The organism is Corynebacterium sp. NML98-0116, assembly GCF_001767255.1.
GTDB classification, from domain to species: Bacteria; Actinomycetota; Actinomycetes; order Mycobacteriales; family Mycobacteriaceae; genus Corynebacterium; species Corynebacterium pseudogenitalium.
Map to the genome: position 1 here is coordinate 1,887,189 of NZ_CP017639.1, position 16,184 is coordinate 1,903,372.

Consider the following 16,184-nt stretch of genomic DNA (forward strand, 5'->3'; position numbering starts at 1 on the left):
CATGCGCACCACTGCTTCTCGACGCCTCTTCGTCACCCTCTGCGTCCCGCTCGCCGTTGGAACGACGCTGCCAATCTCGATCCCGGCCCCACCGGCGCAGGCCCAGGACTACGCCTGTGCCCGCCCTGCGCACCTGCAACTAGACCGAAACACGCCACCGGAGCTTGACCCATCCGTCGCCGCGTCCCGCAGCCACGCGAGTGGACGCGGGGTGCGCGTCGCCGTCATCGACACCGGCATCGCGCGGCACCCGCAACTGCCGCCGGTCACACCCGGCCGGGACTTCGTCACACCCGACGACCCCGATCCATTCTTCGACTGCGACAGCCACGGCACCGTCGTCGCCGGTATCATCGCCAGCCGCGACCTCGGCATCGCGCCCGCAGCGCACCTCATCTCAATCCGGCAAACCTCCGCGCACTACCGCGAAGAGCAGACCGCGGGATCACTCGCCACCCTCACTGACGCCATCAACAACGCCGTCGACGAACGCGCACGCGTCATCAACATCTCAATCGTCTCCTGCATGCCGCCTTACCTCGCCGCAAGCCTGGACACCCGCGAGCTGGAGGCCGCGCTCCACCGCGCCGAAACCTCCGGTGCCGTCGTCGTGGCCGCCGCCGGCAACGCCACCAACGAATGCGCCCACGGCTTCGCCGTCTTCCCCGCGCACATGCCCACGGTCCTTGCCGTCGGCGCACGCGAGGACGCCCACACTGTCGCCGACTACTCCATCGCATCCCCAAAGCCGCCGCTCTCCGCCCGCGGCACCACACCCGTGGTCCTCGCGTCCGACGGCGCAGGGTTCGCCACCGGCATCACCGGCGAGCTCCAACCCGACGGCACACCAACCGTGCAGCCCTACGTGGGCACCAGCTTCGCCGCACCCGTCGTCAGTGGCGCCATCGCCCTCCTCCTCGAGCGCTATCCACACCTCTCACCGCAACAAGTGCGTGAGATCGTCTACGCCGCCGCGGAACCCAACGGCGGGGCGCTGCGCCCAGAAGACATCGTCACGCAACTCCCACCCACGCCACCGCGCGAGGCAACCGTCACCACCATCGACGCACCGTTGCCCACCGCATCCCTTGCGGTCCGGCGCGCCGGACTGGCGCTCGGTGGGCTCTTGGCATGCATCGCGCTGACGATCGTGGCGCGCTCCCTCCGTGGGGGCCGCGGACGCCGCGGGCTCTAAGACGCCACCGGTTTCAGCGCCACCGACCGCTCGAGCGGAGCTCCACTCGGCAGCAGCGCAACGATCTGCCACGGCGCTTCCTCGGTGTGGCGCACGCCGATCAGCTCCAGCGTGTCCCGCCCGGCGACCTCGTGGCGGGAGCCCTCCGGCGACACCACGAGCAGGCCTTGCCCTGTATCCACGCCGACGGCACCCTCGCGCAGTCCCGCGAAGTGGGTCGCGGTGCCCGTCCCCGCCAGCGCAATCGCTCCTTCGAGCACGCCACCGGCGTCCTTCGGCCAGGTGGCTGCGCCACGTTTGTCGTTCACGCACACCGTATCCTGTGTGGGTTGCACCCAGCGCGGAGCCTCGTGCGGGATGCGCAGGTCCAGTGGCGGCTGCGCGTCCGGGTAATGCGCGATGTCTGCGCGGTTGACGTCGCGGGAGGCGGCGCCGGCGTCGAGAAGCACTTGGGCGGCCGTGTCAGAGACTTGCTGCACACCGCCGTGCTCCGTGAGCACCCAGGTAGTCTCCGGGGTGCGCAGTACCTCTGGGAGGCGCGGCGGCAGCGTGAACGCTGGTCCCTCGCGCAGGGCGCCGAGCATCGCGTTCGGCGGCGACCAGCGCGGCGTCGTGCCGTCGATGCCTAGGGCGCGACGCATGATGCGCCCCTCCGGCGTGGTGGATGGCGGCAGCTGCCTACGGCCGTGCGCGTCGACGACCCACTCACGGTGATCCGCCACCGCCAGCACCGCCGTACCCCTCGGTAGCGGCGCAGGCGCCTGACCCGCGACCACCGTGACCTTGCCCTCGGTGTGGCACGCGGACCAGGCATGCGCCTCCGTGGCCTCAGGGGCAAACATCCCAGGAGCCGCGACGATGCCCACTGGCAGGCCGCGCGGCACCGTGGCCAAGTAGTCCCCACCGGCGCGGGCAGGCTCGGCGGCCTCCCCGGCGATGAGGCGAGCGGAAGTCAAGTTCGTCACAGGGTGCAAGGTGCCGTCGACACGCACGAACAGGCCGCCGTCAGTAGCTCGCACGATCGGGGCTTCGCCGGGGTGCGGGTTCGGGCTCATCCAGGCGAATAGCCCCATCACCGCGGCGATCAGCACCACCCCGACCGCCCCGAAGATCCCCGCGCGGCGCCGCGCCGCCAGCGGGTCATGGATCATCCGGATGTCGCCGTAGATCAGGCCGTGCTCCACACGGCGCTGCATGAACCTGTGCCCCGACACCTGCGGTCGCGTTGTTGGCAACAATCGCTGCGACATGTATACCCCCGATGTTGTATCCCCCGATAACCAATAACGCTGCCTTACACTACCAAAGCTCCAGCGGTTCCGAGCCGTGCTTGACGGCGTCGTGCTGCATCTCCGCGAGCTCGGCGCGCGTAAACGCCTCGTTCACCGCGAAGATCACCGTGTCGCCCTTCACGTACACGGGGGTCAGCGAGCTATTGGCCGTGGCATTGTTCAAATTCACGCGCGGCGGCTGCTGCGCCCAGAACGACGGCGGCGATGCGATGTAAAACTTGATGTTCAGCCGTTCAACGGCCCGGTCCACGGCGTTCTTCGCCGTCGCGTCGCCGAGCACGCCACGCCCGAGCATCTCTACGTCGAACAGCGCAGTTGCGGTGTCGTCGCCTCGTGTCTTCGCCGGCCACAGGTAGTGCCGTGAGAGCGTCGGCACGCCGTTGTAGGCGTAGATCCACGAATGCCCGTCCGCGGGCTCGCCATAGGTCACGCCTTCCCACGCCGCAGGCTGCGTCGCGAGCCAGTCGAACGCAGCCAGGTCGTCATCGTTGACCATTCGACCGCCAACGCGCGGAGCGGTGTAAATGCCCTCCGCCGATTGAGCTGCATTCGCGTGCACGGCGGTCGCAGTACTCGCAGCCACCACGAGGGACACGAGCACCGCCCCAATTGTCGACGCCCCCTTCGCCACCGCCGTACCCTCACGCGCGGCAACCGGCGCCAACGTCAGCATCCGAATCATCACCGAGGCCCCTATGGCCGCAGCGACGATGACGCACATCACCACCGGCAACACCAGGCGGTGCGCCGTGTTGTAGTGCAGCCCCGAAACCAGCGAAGGCACCACGTCCAGCACCGGCGGAAGCGGTGCGGTTGCCTGCACCACCGTCGCAAGTGACAGGACGTAGAACGCCACCGGCCACACCTGGCGACGCCACGCCACAAGCGCCACCGCCCCCACGAGCGCGAGCCACAGCAGCACAGTCGGGTTGTAGTTCGGGAAGTACTCAGTGACGTGGCGCGTATCCATCGTGATCGCGAGCGCCCACGGATTTGGCGCCGTGCCATCCTCCGGAGTAGACCACCCCGCGACCTCCTGCGCCTGCTCGGAACCAGCAAACATCTGTGGCAGGAACAGCACCGCACCGGCAAGCGCCGGGGCCGCTAACCAGACAGTGTCCACGAGGCGTGAACGGACGGGACGAAGAAGCGTCGAAAAGCACCAAGCGAAGGCCACCGCCAGCGCAATCGTGGTCACCGGCGACGGGTGCACCGCCACCACCCCGAAGAACCCGATGGCCGCCGCAAACGCCGAGTTGTGATGCCGTGGCACCTCCAGGAACTGCCAAATCACAATGCCCGTGAGCGCAACTGCCATCATGTACGGCCACATGCCAACAAAATCCGACACCCACATCAGCTGCGGCGCACCGTACACCAGCAGCGGCGCGAACCCCGCCGCGATCTGCGCCGTCAGCCCCCGCGACCGCAGAAACGCAAACACCAGGCACGCCACGGACACGCAAGCCGCCACCGATGGCACGATCGCCTGCGCCACATTCAGCGCGGGGATCGGCGCCATCCCAGCGGTCTTGGCAAACAACGCAACCCCCGCGTGGTACCCCGAGGGATACAACAGCGAACTGTGCGTCTCCTGGTACATCAGCTCCCCCATGCGCGTTGGCGACGCAATCCCCTCATCCATGATGAAGCGCACAGTATTGGCGTGCCACTGGGAATCCCAACCCTGCACGATATTGGCCAAACCCAGCGGAGTTCCCTGCAGCCACCGCAGCTTGTCACTGATCAGCATCGCCGACCCCGCAATCACACCAAGCAGCGGCAGCACCCAGACGGGGTCAACCACGCTTCCTTCGCGCCGCTCCTGCGGAGTCCCCGGCAGCAGCGCCCGACGCCACGACAGTTGCCCAGTGCCAGTCCAGCGCTCGCGGGCTCGGCGCGCAAACACGTAGCGCCACCCCGCAGCACACAACATCACAAACACCACGCTCACAGAGAACGTCCACGGCGAAAATCTCGCCGACGTCAGGCCCCAAGACCAGGCGCTGAAGCCAATAATGCCGAAGCTCACGGGTATCGACGCCACCACCGACGCCGGCACACGCATGCCGGAGATGACGTTGACCAGGAATCCTGGCAGCACAAACACAAGTACCGCTGCTATGAACATCCCGGCAGTGACCACGCGTACTCCTTCGAGACCTAAGACGTTGAGACTGGTGAAATCTTATCGCTTTGCGCTCTCAGAGCGAACGCCGATCACGAGTTGTGTTGGCTCGTGCCTCCCACTCCTGCTCTGGTGGGTACACAACATGGTCGAATGTCAGTCCCTTCGCGGGGGCTAACGGTACGTCGGCGCGCCGCTCAGTGGCGTCGAGCAGTCCAGTGGCCCACGCCAGGTCGCGCTTGCCCTGCCCGACCGTGAGGCACGTCGCGGTCAGTGCGCGCACCATGTTCCAACAGAACGCGTCGGCACTGATGTGTGCCTCGTAGAGCTGCGGCTCCGCCTCCGTGGAAGCGTCCACCCAGCGAAAGCTGTGCACGTCGCGGATCGTCGTCGCGTGCGGTCGCGGCTTGCAGAACGCCGCGAAGTCGTGCAGCCCGAGAAGCACGTCGGCGGCCTGCTGCATTAGCTGCACGTCGACCGGGCGAGCCCACACTGCAGTGTCACGCGTCCGTGTCGGCAGCGCCCCCGCTGGGTTGGTAGTAACGCGGTAGATGTAGTGACGCGCCATCGCCGAGAAGCGAGCGTCGAACTCAGGGGCAACCTCCCGGACTTGTTGCACTCGGATGTCGTCCGGTAGCAGTTTGGCAAGGCGACGCACCAGGCGCGCAGGATCACCGTCAAGAGAGCGCTGCTGCAACGCGGCCGGGTCGATGTCTGCGTGCGCAACCTGGCCACGGGCGTGGACCCCCGCATCCGTACGGCCCGCGACTGTCAGGGCGACGGGGTGGCGCAGCACAAGCGCGAGCGCGTCCTCCACGGTTCCTTGGACGGTCCGCAGGTCTCCCTTCTGCCGGGCCCAGCCGTGGAAGTCGGTGCCGTCATAGGCGATGTCGAAACGCAGCCGCATCGTGTTCATTCGTTACAGGCTAGCAAACTGGTCGCGTGCTCTTAGAATGCGAAAACCCCGCGACACCGTGAAGGTGGACGCGGGGTCTCATGTGGTTGAGCTAGAAAAGCTCACTCAGCGGAGGATTAGTCCTCCTTGGAAGCCTTCGCCTCAGCTGGCTCCAGAACCAGGGAAATCTGGGTCATTGGAGCGTTGTCGCCGGAGCGAGGTGCAACCTTGATCAGGCGGGTGTAGCCGCCGTTGCGGTTTTCGAACTTCGGTGCAAGCTCGTTGAACAGGTATGCAACGATCTGCTTGTTCGGAAGCTTCGCAGCAACAGCGCGGCGTTCCTGCAGGGAACCGCCCTTCGCCTTGGTGATCAGCTTCTCAGCGTATGGGCGAAGTGCTTTCGCCTTTGCATCGGTCGTCGTGATGGCGCCGTGCTCGAACAGGGACTGCGCCAGGTTAGACAGAATGTGCTTCTGGTGGGCGGCGGACCCTCCGAGACGGGCACCCTTCTTCGGGGTAGGCATTTTCGTACTCCTCGTATGGGATTGTGAGCGCGTGCTCTTGGTTTACTCGGTTTCTTCCGCGGTGTCGTCGACGTAGTCACCAGTCTCGGCGTCGTAGCCTTCGATCTGGGTCGGGTCGAAATCTTCCGGAGCGTCCTTCAGCGTCAGGCTCATGGAGGCGAGCTTGATCTTGACCTCATTGATGGACTTCTCGCCAAAGTTGCGGATATCCATCAGGTCGGTTTCAGAGCACTCAGCCAGCTGGCCGACGGTGTTGATGCCCTCGCGCTTCAAGCAGTTGTAGGACCGGACAGAGAAGTTGAGATCCTCAATCGGCAGGTTGTAAGCCGCGATGTACTCCGTCTCCTGTGGGGACGGGCCGATCTCGATGCCTTCTGCTGCCGTGTTCAGCTCACGTGCCAGGCCGAACAGCTCCACCAGGGTGGAACCGGCCGAAGCCAACGCGTCGCGAGCGGACATGGAGTTCTTCGTCTCCACGTCGATGATCAGCTTGTCGAAGTCGGTGCGCTGCTCAACACGGGTTGCCTCAACCTTGTAGGCAACACGGGTCACTGGCGAGTAGATCTGGTCGACCGGAATGCGGCCGGCTTCCCCACCAGAGTTCGGCATCGCTGGGACGTAGCCACGGCCACGCTCCACGACAAGCTCCATCTCAAGGCGTGCCTGCTCATTGAGCGAAGCGATGTGCAGATCCGGGTTGTGGATCTGAACATCAGCTGGCGTCTCAATGTCGCCGGCGGTAACGACTCCCGGGCCTTCAACGGACAGGTACATCACGACTGGCTCGTCGGACTCCGACGACAGCACGATGTCCTTGATGTTGAGGATGATCTCGGAAACGTTTTCCTTCACACCGTTGATGGTGGTGAACTCATGGAGCACACCATCAATCTTGATCGAGGTAACCGCTGCGCCCGGAATGGACGACAGCAGCGTACGGCGCAGGGAGTTACCCAGCGTGTAACCAAAACCTGGCTCGAGTGGCTCGATGATGAACTTCGAGCGGTTGGTATCGATGTACTCCTCGGTCAGCTGCGGACGCTGTGAGATGAGCATGAACTTCTCCTTTTCCGGCTACCACTATATGAAGCCGCGAGAATATGGACTTTCGGAAAGATATCGCACCGCTTGTATACGTACGTATCGACGCAGTGCGGGGTGAAGTAAGCGGGCTTACTTCGAGTAGAGCTCGACGATGAGCTGCTCCTGCAGCGGCACCTCGATCTGAGCGCGCTCCGGCAACTGGTGCACGAGAATGCGCAGGGTGTCCGGAACGACCTGGAGCCATGCCGGAACAACGGCGTCCAGCAGGTTGTCCTGGGCCTCTTCGAACCAAAGCATCTTGCGGGACTTGTCACGAACATCGATGATGTCGTACTGCGTGACCTTGTAAGAAGGAACGTCGATACGCTTGCCGTTCACGGTGAAGTGACCGTGGGAAACAAGCTGACGTGCCTGGCGGCGCGTGCGCGCCAGACCTGCACGGTATACAACGTTGTCCAGACGGGACTCAAGCAGGATCAGCAGGTTGTCGCCGGTCTTACCTGGGAGGCGGTTGGCCTCCTCGTAGTAGCGACGGAACTGCTTCTCCATCACTCCGTAGGTGAAGCGAGCCTTCTGCTTCTCCTGGAGCTGGAGCAGGTACTCAGATTCCTTGATGCGAGCGCGGCCAGCCTGCCCTGGAGGGTACGGGCGACGCTCGAAGGACATGTCACCGCCGACGAGATCGACGCGGAGGCGACGGGACTTACGGGTAGCAGGGCCGGTATAACGAGCCATGATGTATTACCTCTTTTCCTTTCTGCCTTAAACGCGACGACGCTTCGCCGGACGGCAGCCGTTGAACGGCTGTGGGGTCACGTCAGAGATCGAGGACACCTCCAGGCCAGCAGCCTGGAGCGAACGGATTGCGGTCTCACGGCCGGAGCCTGGACCCTTGACGAAAACGTCAACCTTCTTCATACCGTGGTCCATCGCCTTACGAGCAGCGTTCTCAGCTGCCATCTGAGCAGCGAACGGCGTGGACTTGCGGGATCCCTTGAAGCCAACGTGGCCGGAGGAAGCCCAGGAAATAACAGCACCGGTCTGATCCGTGATCGAGACGATGGTGTTGTTAAAGGTCGACTTGATGTATGCGTGGCCAGCAGCCACGTTCTTCTTTACGATGCGACGGCCACCACGGCGCGCACCGGAACGAGTCTTAGGAGGCATGGATTACTTCTTCTTTCCTGCGATGGTCTTCTTCGGGCCCTTACGAGTGCGAGCGTTCGTCTTGGTGCGCTGCCCGCGAACAGGCAGGCCACGACGGTGACGAAGGCCCTGGTAGGAGCCGATTTCAATCTTGCGGCGGATGTCTGCCTGCACCTCACGACGCAGGTCGCCCTCTACGGTGTAGGAGGACTCGATTGCGTCACGCAGTGCGGACAGCTGATCGTCGCTCAGGTTGTCCGTACGCAGGTCTGGAGAAATGCCCGTCTTCTCGAGCAGCTCCGTGGCGCGGGTTGCGCCGATGCCATAAATGTAAGTAAGTGCGATCTCCATGCGCTTATTGCGCGGAAGATCAACACCAGCTAGACGTGCCATGTGGAACGTACCTTTCGGGTTGTTACGGCGGTTTTCTCCCTATCCGCCCACGCCAACCAACTCTTTATCCGGACCGTACCGGAGGATGGGCCGTGATACACGTGGCTTTGGCCACCGTAGCCAAAGGTAAGCGACGCGCAGCAACGCCACGCGTCTGGGTAAGGAGGCTTCAAACGAAATTACTTGTAGCGGTACGTAATACGCCCACGGTCCAGGTCGTATGGAGACAGCTCCACAATGACCCGGTCTTCAGGAAGGATGCGGATGTAGTGCTGGCGCATCTTGCCACTGATGTGAGCAAGGACCTCATGCCCGTTGTCGAGCTCGACACGGAACATAGCATTCTTCAAAGGTTCGACGATGCGACCCTCTACCTCAATGGCGCCTTCTTTTGCCATACACTCCACTTCCTATAGCTCACGGAACACAGCGATCCTCATTGATGCGCAGTGTTTCCGCTGGTAGCTGACGTAAAACATACTTGTACTACGTGGTGCATAAACACCAGTGGTCAACTATATCCCTTCACCAGCACAAACACAAGCCCACCTGCGAAGCTAAGTCCGCAGGTGGGCGTCGAAAAGAATGGAGCAGCTAGAAGACGAAGACCTTGTCCCCGATAGCCAGATCCTGGAAGTAACGTTGGGCATCCGCGCGGTACATGCGAACGCAGCCGTGCGAGAGAATCGACGGATCCCCCTGGTGGAACGCGATACCGTTGTTGGTGAAGTACGTCGCGTACGGCATCGGCGCATTGCCAAACTCCCACGAGATCTCATCCTTCACCTTGCGGTTGACGTAGAACGTACCCTTCGGCGTATCAAGTCCAGGCCTGCCCGGACCGATCAGGTCAGCCGTGTAGTACATCTGGCCGTTATTCTGCAGCCAGGAACGGCGTCCGCCGGTGTCCACACACACCTTCGCATCCTTCGGACATGGGCCGTAATCGAACGCGGGTTGTGCAGGTGGCGCCGGGCGTGCAGCTGGTTTCGGCGCTGGCTTCGGAGTCTTCTCGGCGATCAAGCCTGGGTAGAAGCGTTCGACAGTAGCATCGATGCTTGCCTTCGCCTGGGCTGGCAGGTCCTTGTTGATTGCCGCCAATCCGTCGGCCTGCGCGCGCAGCGAGTTGCGGGTCTGCCATGCTCGCTCACGTGCGTCGGGCGTACTGGAGCCGATGCTGGAAAGCTGAGACTGCGTCTGCTCAAGCAGGGCACCCAGTCCACCATTCGAAGACATCGCTGGCATCTGCTGCGCCTCCGCCATCGCTGGCTGGGCAAGCAGGGAGGCGGCGACGCCAATTCCAACACTCAAACCGGCAAGCTTGCGGCTCAGTTGGGATGGCTTCGCATGTCGAGGTTGATAACGCATGTGGGCAGTATAGCTTACTTCGCTTCGCGGACAGTGAGGATGCGCGGCCCGTCAGCCGTGGCGGCGACCGTGTGCTCCCAGTGCGATGCCGGGGCGCCGTCGATGGAAACGACCGTCCAGTCGTCACCGAGCACCTCCGTGTCGATCTCCCCGCCGAGGATCAGCATCGGCTCAATCGCCAACACCGACCCCTCCTGGATCACAGGGCCGCGTCCGGGTTTTCCCTCGTTGGCAAGGTATGGATCCTCGTGCATCGTGCGTCCGATCCCGTGGCCGCCGTACCCGTCCACAATGCCGAGCTCCACTCCGAACTTCTCCTCTGCTGCATACGTCGCGCGTTCGAGTGCATGCGACACGTCGGTCAACCGGTTGCCCGGCACCATCGCTTTCAGCCCCTCGTACAGCACCCATTCTGTTGCCTGGTTTAGCTTTTCGACGTCCGCTTCGAGCTCACCCACACCGAACGTCCACGCGGAATCCCCTACCCAACCATGCAAGGTCGCGCCACAGTCGATAGAGACCAGGTCTCCCTCGTGCAGCACAGTCTCTTTGTTCGGGATTCCGTGCACGACTACCTCGTTGACTGACGCACAGATCGACCCCGGAAAGCCCTGGTACCCCAAAAACGTGGGCGTGGCCCCGTGATCACGGATAACAGTCTCGGCGACCTTGTCTAAGTCGAGCGTCGACTTGCCGGGGGCGGCCGCCGCCCGCACCTCCTGCAGCGCCAGGCCGACGATTCGGCCTGCCTTCTCCATCGCGTCGAGCTGCTCAGGTGTCTTTGCGACAATCTTGCGTTTCCGGAACCCCATCATTCGCTTCCTTCCTAGAGTTACTGCGTAAAAGGGCCGGTAGGCACTCGTCGAGTCCCTACCGGCCCTTGCGCCTACATAGACGCTGTATGTTACTTCTTCAGCTGCGCCATCGCGCGCTCGTTGATTTCATCAACGTCACCAACAGCGTCGATGGAGATGATCTCGTCGCCGTAGTGATCAATCAGCGGCGCGGTTTCGTCGCGGTAGACCTTGAGGCGGGTGCGGATCGTTTCCTCATTGTCGTCCGCGCGGCCACGGGCGAGCATGCGCTCGACCACCACGTCTTCGTCGACAACAAAGTTGAGCACGCCGTCCAGCTTCAGGCCCTGCTTGCTCAGCAGCTCCTTCAGGATCTCTGCTTGCTCAACGGTGCGCGGGAAACCGTCGAGGAGGAAGCCGTTCGCAGCATCTTCCTGGCTGAGTCGGTCTTCCACCATGCGCGCGGTGACGTCGGTCGGGACCAGCTTGCCAGCGTCGATGTAGCTTTTCGCTTCGACGCCAAGCGGGGTGCCCTGGCCGATGTTCGCACGGAACAGGTCACCGGTGGAGATGTGCGGAACGCCGAGCTTCTCGGAGAGAATGGCTGCCTGAGTGCCTTTGCCAGCGCCGGGAGGGCCAAGTAGTACAAGTCGCATTATCGCAACAGTCCTTCGTAGTTGGATTGGAGAAGTTGGGATTCAATTTGCTTGACCGTAGTCAATGCTACGGACACCATAATCAGGATAGCCGTACCGCCGAACGCGCTCATGCCACCGCGGCCAGCGCCGCCAATGCCGGCGTCGAGCGCCAGGTTCGGCAGGATCGCGATGAGTGCAAGGTAGAGCGCGCCAACGAACAAGAGGCGGTTCATCACGAACGCGAGGTACTCGGCGGTTGGGCGACCCGGACGAATGCCTGGGATGAAGCCACCGTACTTCTTCATGTTCTCTGCCTGGTCGACCGGGTCGTACTGGATGGAGACGTAGAAGTAGGAGAAGAAGATGATCATGGCGAAGTACGCCAGGATGTACTGCCAGGAGCCTGGGTTCTGCAGCCACGCCATGACGTTGTTCATCCACCAGTTGTCCGGCGGGGTCGTGTTGTTCATGGTCACAATCTGCGTGATCAAGACAGGAACGTACATCAGCGAGGAAGCGAAAATCACAGGAATAACGCCAGCCTGGTTCACCTTCAGCGGCAGGTACGTGGAGGAACCACCGTACTGACGGCGCCCAACCATGCGCTTGGCGTACTGCACCGGGATACGACGCTGGCCCTGCTCGATGAAGATGATGCCAACGACCAACGCAATGATCGCCGCAACGACCATGGCGAAGGTACCCGCGCCGGAGTTCTTCAGGATGTAGGCACCCTCGGACGGAAGCTTCGTCGCAATACCAGCGAAGATCAGCAGGGACATACCATTGCCAACGCCCTTTTCAGTGATGATCTCGCCGAGCCACATAATCAGTACCGCACCCGACGTCATGACGATGATCATCATGATGAGCGTCCAGATGTTGCGGTCCTCAATAAGCACCGGAATCCCCTGGCCGAGCAGCTGCTCACGGTCGGCCAGCGCCACAATACCTGCGGACTGCAGCAGCGCCAGCGCAACCGTGAGGTAACGCGTGTACTGCGTCATCTTGGTTTGGCCCGACTGCCCTTCCTTCTTCAACTCCTCGAACTTCGGAATCACCACGGTCAGCAGCTGCACGATAATCGACGCCGTAATGTACGGCATGATGCCAATCGCGAAGATGGACAACTGCAGCAACGCACCACCAGAGAACAGCCCGATGATGGAGAACATCGTGGCGTTGTCACCCTGAGCGACTTCCTCCAGACGGGAGTTAATCAACGCGTAGTCGACACCAGGCGTCGGAATCTGGGCACCAATGCGGTACAGAATCATCAACGCAAGGGTAATCAGAATCTTCTTCCGAAGATCCGGGTCCTTGAACGCTTGCAATATAGCGGACACAAAGCCTCCTGGCTCCTGCAGCACTCACGCAGGAGATAGTGGACAGTACGGTTGCCAAAAGTGCACGTCACAACCACCGTAGCGGGCAGACGGGACACTCCAGACAGGATTGACCCCACTACTCTACCAGTTAGCAGGCCAAACCCCCGATTCGGCCAGCACCCCCGCGAGGGTTTCCAACTTTCGATTGAAAATCACTACACTCAAAAATAGGTAATTGATATTACATTTATTCACGACTTTTCTGTAGAAAATCCTCGCATTCGAAGGGACAGCGATGAGCACAGCACCTACACCAACGCCGACTCCCGTGAGTCGGCGTAAATTTCTCCAATGGTCAGGCCTCGTAGGAGGCGCAGCCGTAGCGACGACGGCCGTCTCTGGCACGCTCCTGCGCGGCACCCCAGGTGTCGGCGTCGCCGAAGCCGCAGAAGGCACAAGCACCGACCCGAAGTTCGTCTGGTCCGCCTGCACCGTCAACTGCGGCTCCCGCTGCCCACTGCGCCTCCAAGTTGAGGACGGGCGCGTCACCCGCGTCCTTCCCGACGATGGCGGCGACAACTCCATCGGCTCGCAGCAGATCCGCGCATGTGTGCGTGGACGCTCGATCCGCCACCGGATCTACAACCCGGACCGCTTGAAGACCCCGCTGAAGCGCAAGCCGGGCACGAAGCGCGGCGACGGCGAGTGGATCGAAATCTCCTGGGAGCAGGCGCTCGACGAAATCGCCGACCAGATGAAGGGCATCCTGGACAAATACGGCAACGAGTCCATCTACCTCGCGTACGGCACGGGCACCATCGGCGGCACCGTCGCGCGCTCCTGGCCGCCTGTCGAGACTCCTTTCGCACGGTTTATGAACCTCATCGGCGGCTACCTGAACCACTACGCCGACTACTCCACCGCGCAGATCACGGCAGCCTACCCGTACCACTACGGTTCCTGGGTCACGTCGAACTCCTTCGACGACGTGAAGAACTCCAAGCTGCAGGTCATGTTCGGCAACAACCCGCTTGAGACCCGCATGTCCGGTGGTGGCGAGACGTTCGTCACCCAGCAGACGAAACGCAAGTACGGCGTGAAGACCATCGTGATCGACCCGCGCTACTCCGAGACCGCAGTCGGCCTTGGCGACGAATGGGTTCCGATCCGCCCGGGCACCGACGCAGCGCTCGTGGCAGGTATCGCGCACGTACTGCTCTCCGAGAACCTGCACGACCAAGCGTTCCTGGACAAGTATTGTGTCGGCTTTGACGAGGACCACATGCCGAAGGGCGCGCCGAAGAACGGCTCGTACCGCTCCTACATTGAGGGCAAGGGGCCAGATGGCGTCGAAAAGACTCCTGAGTGGGCCGCCCGCGTCTGCGGTGTACCCGCGCAGAAGATCCGCCAGCTTGCCCGCGAGATGGGCACCGCAAAACCAACCGCAATTACCCAGGGCTGGGGTCCGCAGCGCCACGCGAACGGCGAGAACCAGTCGCGCGCGGTGTTTACGCTGGCAGCGCTGCTCGGGCAGATCGGTATCCCTGGTGGAGGCACCGGCGCTCGCGAGGGCTCGGCAAGCTTGCCGATGACGTACCCGTTCAACACACAGTACGAGAACCCGGTGGAGACCTCGATCTCGGTTGCAATGTGGCCACAGGCCGTCGACCACGGCCCAGCAATGACCAAGACGAAGGACGGCGTGCGTGGCAAAGACAAACTCGACGTCCCGATCAAGATGATCTGGCAATACGCCGGCAACACCAACACGAACCAGCACGGCGATCTCAATCGCACGGTCGAGCTGCTTCGCGACGACTCCAAGGCCGAACTCATCGTCGTCAGCGACATCCAGATGACGGTGTCCGCGCGCTACGCGGACTACGTTCTGCCGGACTGCTCCACCGCTGAGCAAACCGACATCATCCAGCAGGGCTCGGCGGGCAACCTGGAGTACACCATCCTGGCCTCCAGCGCGATCAAGCCACTGTACGACTGCCGGCCGATTTACGACGTCATCGCCGACCTCGCTGAACGCTTCGGTGTGCGCGACAAATTCACCGAAGGCCGCACCCAGGAAGAGTGGCTGCGCTACACCCTCGACGAATCCCGCAAGGAGATTCCGGAGCTGCCATCCTTTGAGGAGCTCAAGAAGATGGGTGTGTGGCGTCGAGAAGGCGAAACCACGGTCGCACTGAAAGACTTCCGTGAGGACCCAGTGGCCAACCCCCTGGAGACCCCGAGCGGCAAGATCGAGATCTTCTCCTCCGAGCTCTACGAAATGTCGAAGGAGTGGGAGTTTGACCCGAACATCGCAGGCGACAAGCTGACACCGCTGCCGGAGCAGGTCGCAACTTGGGAAGGCGCCGAGGAAGCCGCAGAGAACAAGGAGTACCCGCTGCAGGTCATCGGCCACCACACCAAGGGCCGCACCCACTCCTCCTACGGCAACGTCGATTGGCTGCGCGACGACGCCCACCCGCAGGTCCTCTGGATCAACCCCATCGACGCCAAGGAACGCGGCATCAAGAACGACGACCCCGTCTACGCCTACAACAAGCGTGGCCGGATCCGCTCCATTGCCCGCGTCACCCCGCGAATCGCACCGGGTGTCATCTCGGTGCCGCAGGGTTCCTGGTTCAACCCGAAGGACGGCGGCGTGGACGTAGGGGCATCCGTCAATACGCTGACCAGCTGGCATCCCTCCCCTCTTGCCAAGGGCAACGCGCAGCACACGGCGCTGTGCCAGGTTGAAAAAGCGAAATAACAACACCAAGGAGTGAAACAACAACATGGCTAACAACAACGACAAGCCGAGCAAGCGCCTTGGTTTCTTCTTCGACCAGACCTTGTGCAACGGCTGCAAAGCCTGCCAGATCGCCTGCAAGGACAAGCACAACACACCGATCGGCGTGAACTGGCGCCGCGTGGTCGAGTACTCGGGCGGCGACTGGAACCGCAACGCCGACGGCGAGCTGACCACCAACACGTTCACCTACTACACATCGGTGTCCTGCAACCACTGTGACAACCCGATCTGCACCAAGGTCTGTCCGACCACCGCGATGCACATCGGCGAGGACGGCGTCGTCTCCGTCGACCCGCACAAGTGCGTGGGCTGCCGCTACTGCGAGTGGGCGTGCCCCTACTCCGCGCCACAGTTCAACCCTGAAAAGGGCGTCATGACGAAGTGCGACCTGTGCGCCGACTACCGCGCAGAGGGCAAGGACCCGGCGTGCGTGGCCGCGTGCCCGTCGCGCGCGCTCGACTGGGGCCCTATCGACGAGCTGCGCAAGGAACACGGCGACGTCGCCGGCATCGCGCCGCTGCCGGACCCAACGTTTACCGAACCACGCCTGACCATCAAGCCGCACAAGGACGCAAAGCGCTGGGACGCGTTGGATGCTGGCGAGATCATGAACCCGGAAGAGGTCTAACT

15 protein-coding genes and 1 pseudogene are annotated in these 16,184 nt (G+C 62.6%); 3 read left to right on the plus strand and 13 right to left on the minus strand.

Annotated features, from left to right (window positions below):
- Window position 1 precedes the first annotated feature (1 nt).
- Complete coding sequence (locus BJP05_RS08665; RefSeq protein ID WP_070363059.1) at window positions 2–1,195, plus strand: S8 family serine peptidase; 1,194 nt, start codon at window positions 2–4, stop codon at window positions 1,193–1,195.
- Here the strand turns inward: BJP05_RS08665 and eccB are convergent.
- The 13 genes and pseudogenes from eccB to secY form a co-directional block, all read right to left on the minus strand.
- Complete coding sequence (gene eccB, locus BJP05_RS08670) at window positions 1,192–2,445, minus strand: type VII secretion protein EccB (protein WP_070363060.1); 1,254 nt, start codon at window positions 2,443–2,445, stop codon at window positions 1,192–1,194. The two genes, BJP05_RS08665 and eccB, sit on opposite strands and share 4 nt — an antisense overlap.
- A gap of 49 nt (window positions 2,446–2,494) precedes the next feature.
- The gene (locus BJP05_RS08675) at window positions 2,495–4,633 is read right to left on the minus strand and encodes a DUF6541 family protein (protein ID WP_240492745.1); all 2,139 of its coding nucleotides are present in this window, start codon (window positions 4,631–4,633) and stop codon (window positions 2,495–2,497) included.
- Between the two features lie 58 nt (window positions 4,634–4,691).
- Complete coding sequence (gene truA / locus BJP05_RS08680) at window positions 4,692–5,531, minus strand: tRNA pseudouridine(38-40) synthase TruA (RefSeq protein WP_070363061.1); 840 nt, start codon at window positions 5,529–5,531, stop codon at window positions 4,692–4,694.
- Between the two features lie 122 nt (window positions 5,532–5,653).
- Window positions 5,654–6,034 (minus strand): annotated as a pseudogene (gene rplQ, locus BJP05_RS08685) (50S ribosomal protein L17); the annotation flags it as partial.
- 42 nt (window positions 6,035–6,076) lie between these two features.
- Complete coding sequence (locus BJP05_RS08690; protein WP_070363062.1) at window positions 6,077–7,090, minus strand: DNA-directed RNA polymerase subunit alpha; 1,014 nt, start codon at window positions 7,088–7,090, stop codon at window positions 6,077–6,079.
- Between the two features lie 117 nt (window positions 7,091–7,207).
- Complete coding sequence (rpsD, locus tag BJP05_RS08695; protein ID WP_070363063.1) at window positions 7,208–7,813, minus strand: 30S ribosomal protein S4; 606 nt, start codon at window positions 7,811–7,813, stop codon at window positions 7,208–7,210.
- 27 nt (window positions 7,814–7,840) lie between these two features.
- Window positions 7,841–8,245, minus strand: coding sequence for a 30S ribosomal protein S11 (gene rpsK / locus BJP05_RS08700; protein WP_070363064.1), 405 nt, complete (start codon window positions 8,243–8,245; stop codon window positions 7,841–7,843).
- Window positions 8,246–8,248: 3 nt separating this feature from the next.
- Complete coding sequence (gene rpsM, locus BJP05_RS08705; protein WP_070363065.1) at window positions 8,249–8,617, minus strand: 30S ribosomal protein S13; 369 nt, start codon at window positions 8,615–8,617, stop codon at window positions 8,249–8,251.
- A 179-nt stretch (window positions 8,618–8,796) separates the two neighbouring features.
- Window positions 8,797–9,015, minus strand: a complete 219-nt coding sequence (gene infA, locus BJP05_RS08710) for a translation initiation factor IF-1 (protein WP_018017508.1) — start codon at window positions 9,013–9,015, stop codon at window positions 8,797–8,799.
- Between the two features lie 196 nt (window positions 9,016–9,211).
- Window positions 9,212–9,985: a L,D-transpeptidase gene (locus BJP05_RS08715; protein WP_070363066.1), complete on the minus strand. Its 774-nt coding sequence runs from the start codon at window positions 9,983–9,985 to the stop codon at window positions 9,212–9,214.
- A 14-nt stretch (window positions 9,986–9,999) separates the two neighbouring features.
- Window positions 10,000–10,797: a type I methionyl aminopeptidase gene (map, locus tag BJP05_RS08720; protein WP_070363067.1), complete on the minus strand. Its 798-nt coding sequence runs from the start codon at window positions 10,795–10,797 to the stop codon at window positions 10,000–10,002.
- Between the two features lie 92 nt (window positions 10,798–10,889).
- Window positions 10,890–11,435: an adenylate kinase gene (locus BJP05_RS08725; RefSeq protein WP_070363068.1), complete on the minus strand. Its 546-nt coding sequence runs from the start codon at window positions 11,433–11,435 to the stop codon at window positions 10,890–10,892.
- Window positions 11,435–12,763, minus strand: a complete 1,329-nt coding sequence (secY, locus tag BJP05_RS08730; protein WP_070363584.1) for a preprotein translocase subunit SecY — start codon at window positions 12,761–12,763, stop codon at window positions 11,435–11,437. The genes BJP05_RS08725 and secY overlap by 1 nt, the downstream gene beginning before the upstream one ends.
- A 277-nt stretch (window positions 12,764–13,040) precedes the next feature.
- Here secY and BJP05_RS08735 point away from each other — a divergent pair, with 277 nt between their 5' ends.
- On the plus strand, window positions 13,041–15,512 hold the full coding sequence (locus tag BJP05_RS08735) for a DMSO/selenate family reductase complex A subunit (protein ID WP_070363069.1): 2,472 nt from the start codon (window positions 13,041–13,043) through the stop codon (window positions 15,510–15,512).
- A 25-nt stretch (window positions 15,513–15,537) separates the two neighbouring features.
- The gene (locus BJP05_RS08740; RefSeq protein WP_070363070.1) at window positions 15,538–16,182 is read left to right on the plus strand and encodes a DMSO/selenate family reductase complex B subunit; all 645 of its coding nucleotides are present in this window, start codon (window positions 15,538–15,540) and stop codon (window positions 16,180–16,182) included.
- The last annotated feature ends 2 nt before the right edge of the window (window positions 16,183–16,184 follow it).

What these genes read in the sequence shown, in the direction of transcription:
- BJP05_RS08665 (WP_070363059.1), top strand. Translation starts at nt 2, where the DNA reads ATGCGCACCACTGCTTCTCGACGCCTCTTCGTCACCCTCTGCGTCCCG.
- eccB (WP_070363060.1), bottom strand. Translation starts at nt 2,445, where the DNA reads ATGTCGCAGCGATTGTTGCCAACAACGCGACCGCAGGTGTCGGGGCAC.
- truA (WP_070363061.1), bottom strand. Translation starts at nt 5,531, where the DNA reads ATGAACACGATGCGGCTGCGTTTCGACATCGCCTATGACGGCACCGAC.
- BJP05_RS08690 (WP_070363062.1), bottom strand. Translation starts at nt 7,090, where the DNA reads ATGCTCATCTCACAGCGTCCGCAGCTGACCGAGGAGTACATCGATACC.
- rpsD (WP_070363063.1), bottom strand. Translation starts at nt 7,813, where the DNA reads ATGGCTCGTTATACCGGCCCTGCTACCCGTAAGTCCCGTCGCCTCCGC.
- rpsK (WP_070363064.1), bottom strand. Translation starts at nt 8,245, where the DNA reads ATGCCTCCTAAGACTCGTTCCGGTGCGCGCCGTGGTGGCCGTCGCATC.
- rpsM (WP_070363065.1), bottom strand. Translation starts at nt 8,617, where the DNA reads ATGGCACGTCTAGCTGGTGTTGATCTTCCGCGCAATAAGCGCATGGAG.
- infA (WP_018017508.1), bottom strand. Translation starts at nt 9,015, where the DNA reads ATGGCAAAAGAAGGCGCCATTGAGGTAGAGGGTCGCATCGTCGAACCT.
- BJP05_RS08715 (WP_070363066.1), bottom strand. Translation starts at nt 9,985, where the DNA reads ATGCGTTATCAACCTCGACATGCGAAGCCATCCCAACTGAGCCGCAAG.
- map (WP_070363067.1), bottom strand. Translation starts at nt 10,797, where the DNA reads ATGGGGTTCCGGAAACGCAAGATTGTCGCAAAGACACCTGAGCAGCTC.
- BJP05_RS08725 (WP_070363068.1), bottom strand. Translation starts at nt 11,435, where the DNA reads ATGCGACTTGTACTACTTGGCCCTCCCGGCGCTGGCAAAGGCACTCAG.
- BJP05_RS08735 (WP_070363069.1), top strand. Translation starts at nt 13,041, where the DNA reads ATGAGCACAGCACCTACACCAACGCCGACTCCCGTGAGTCGGCGTAAA.
- BJP05_RS08740 (WP_070363070.1), top strand. Translation starts at nt 15,538, where the DNA reads ATGGCTAACAACAACGACAAGCCGAGCAAGCGCCTTGGTTTCTTCTTC.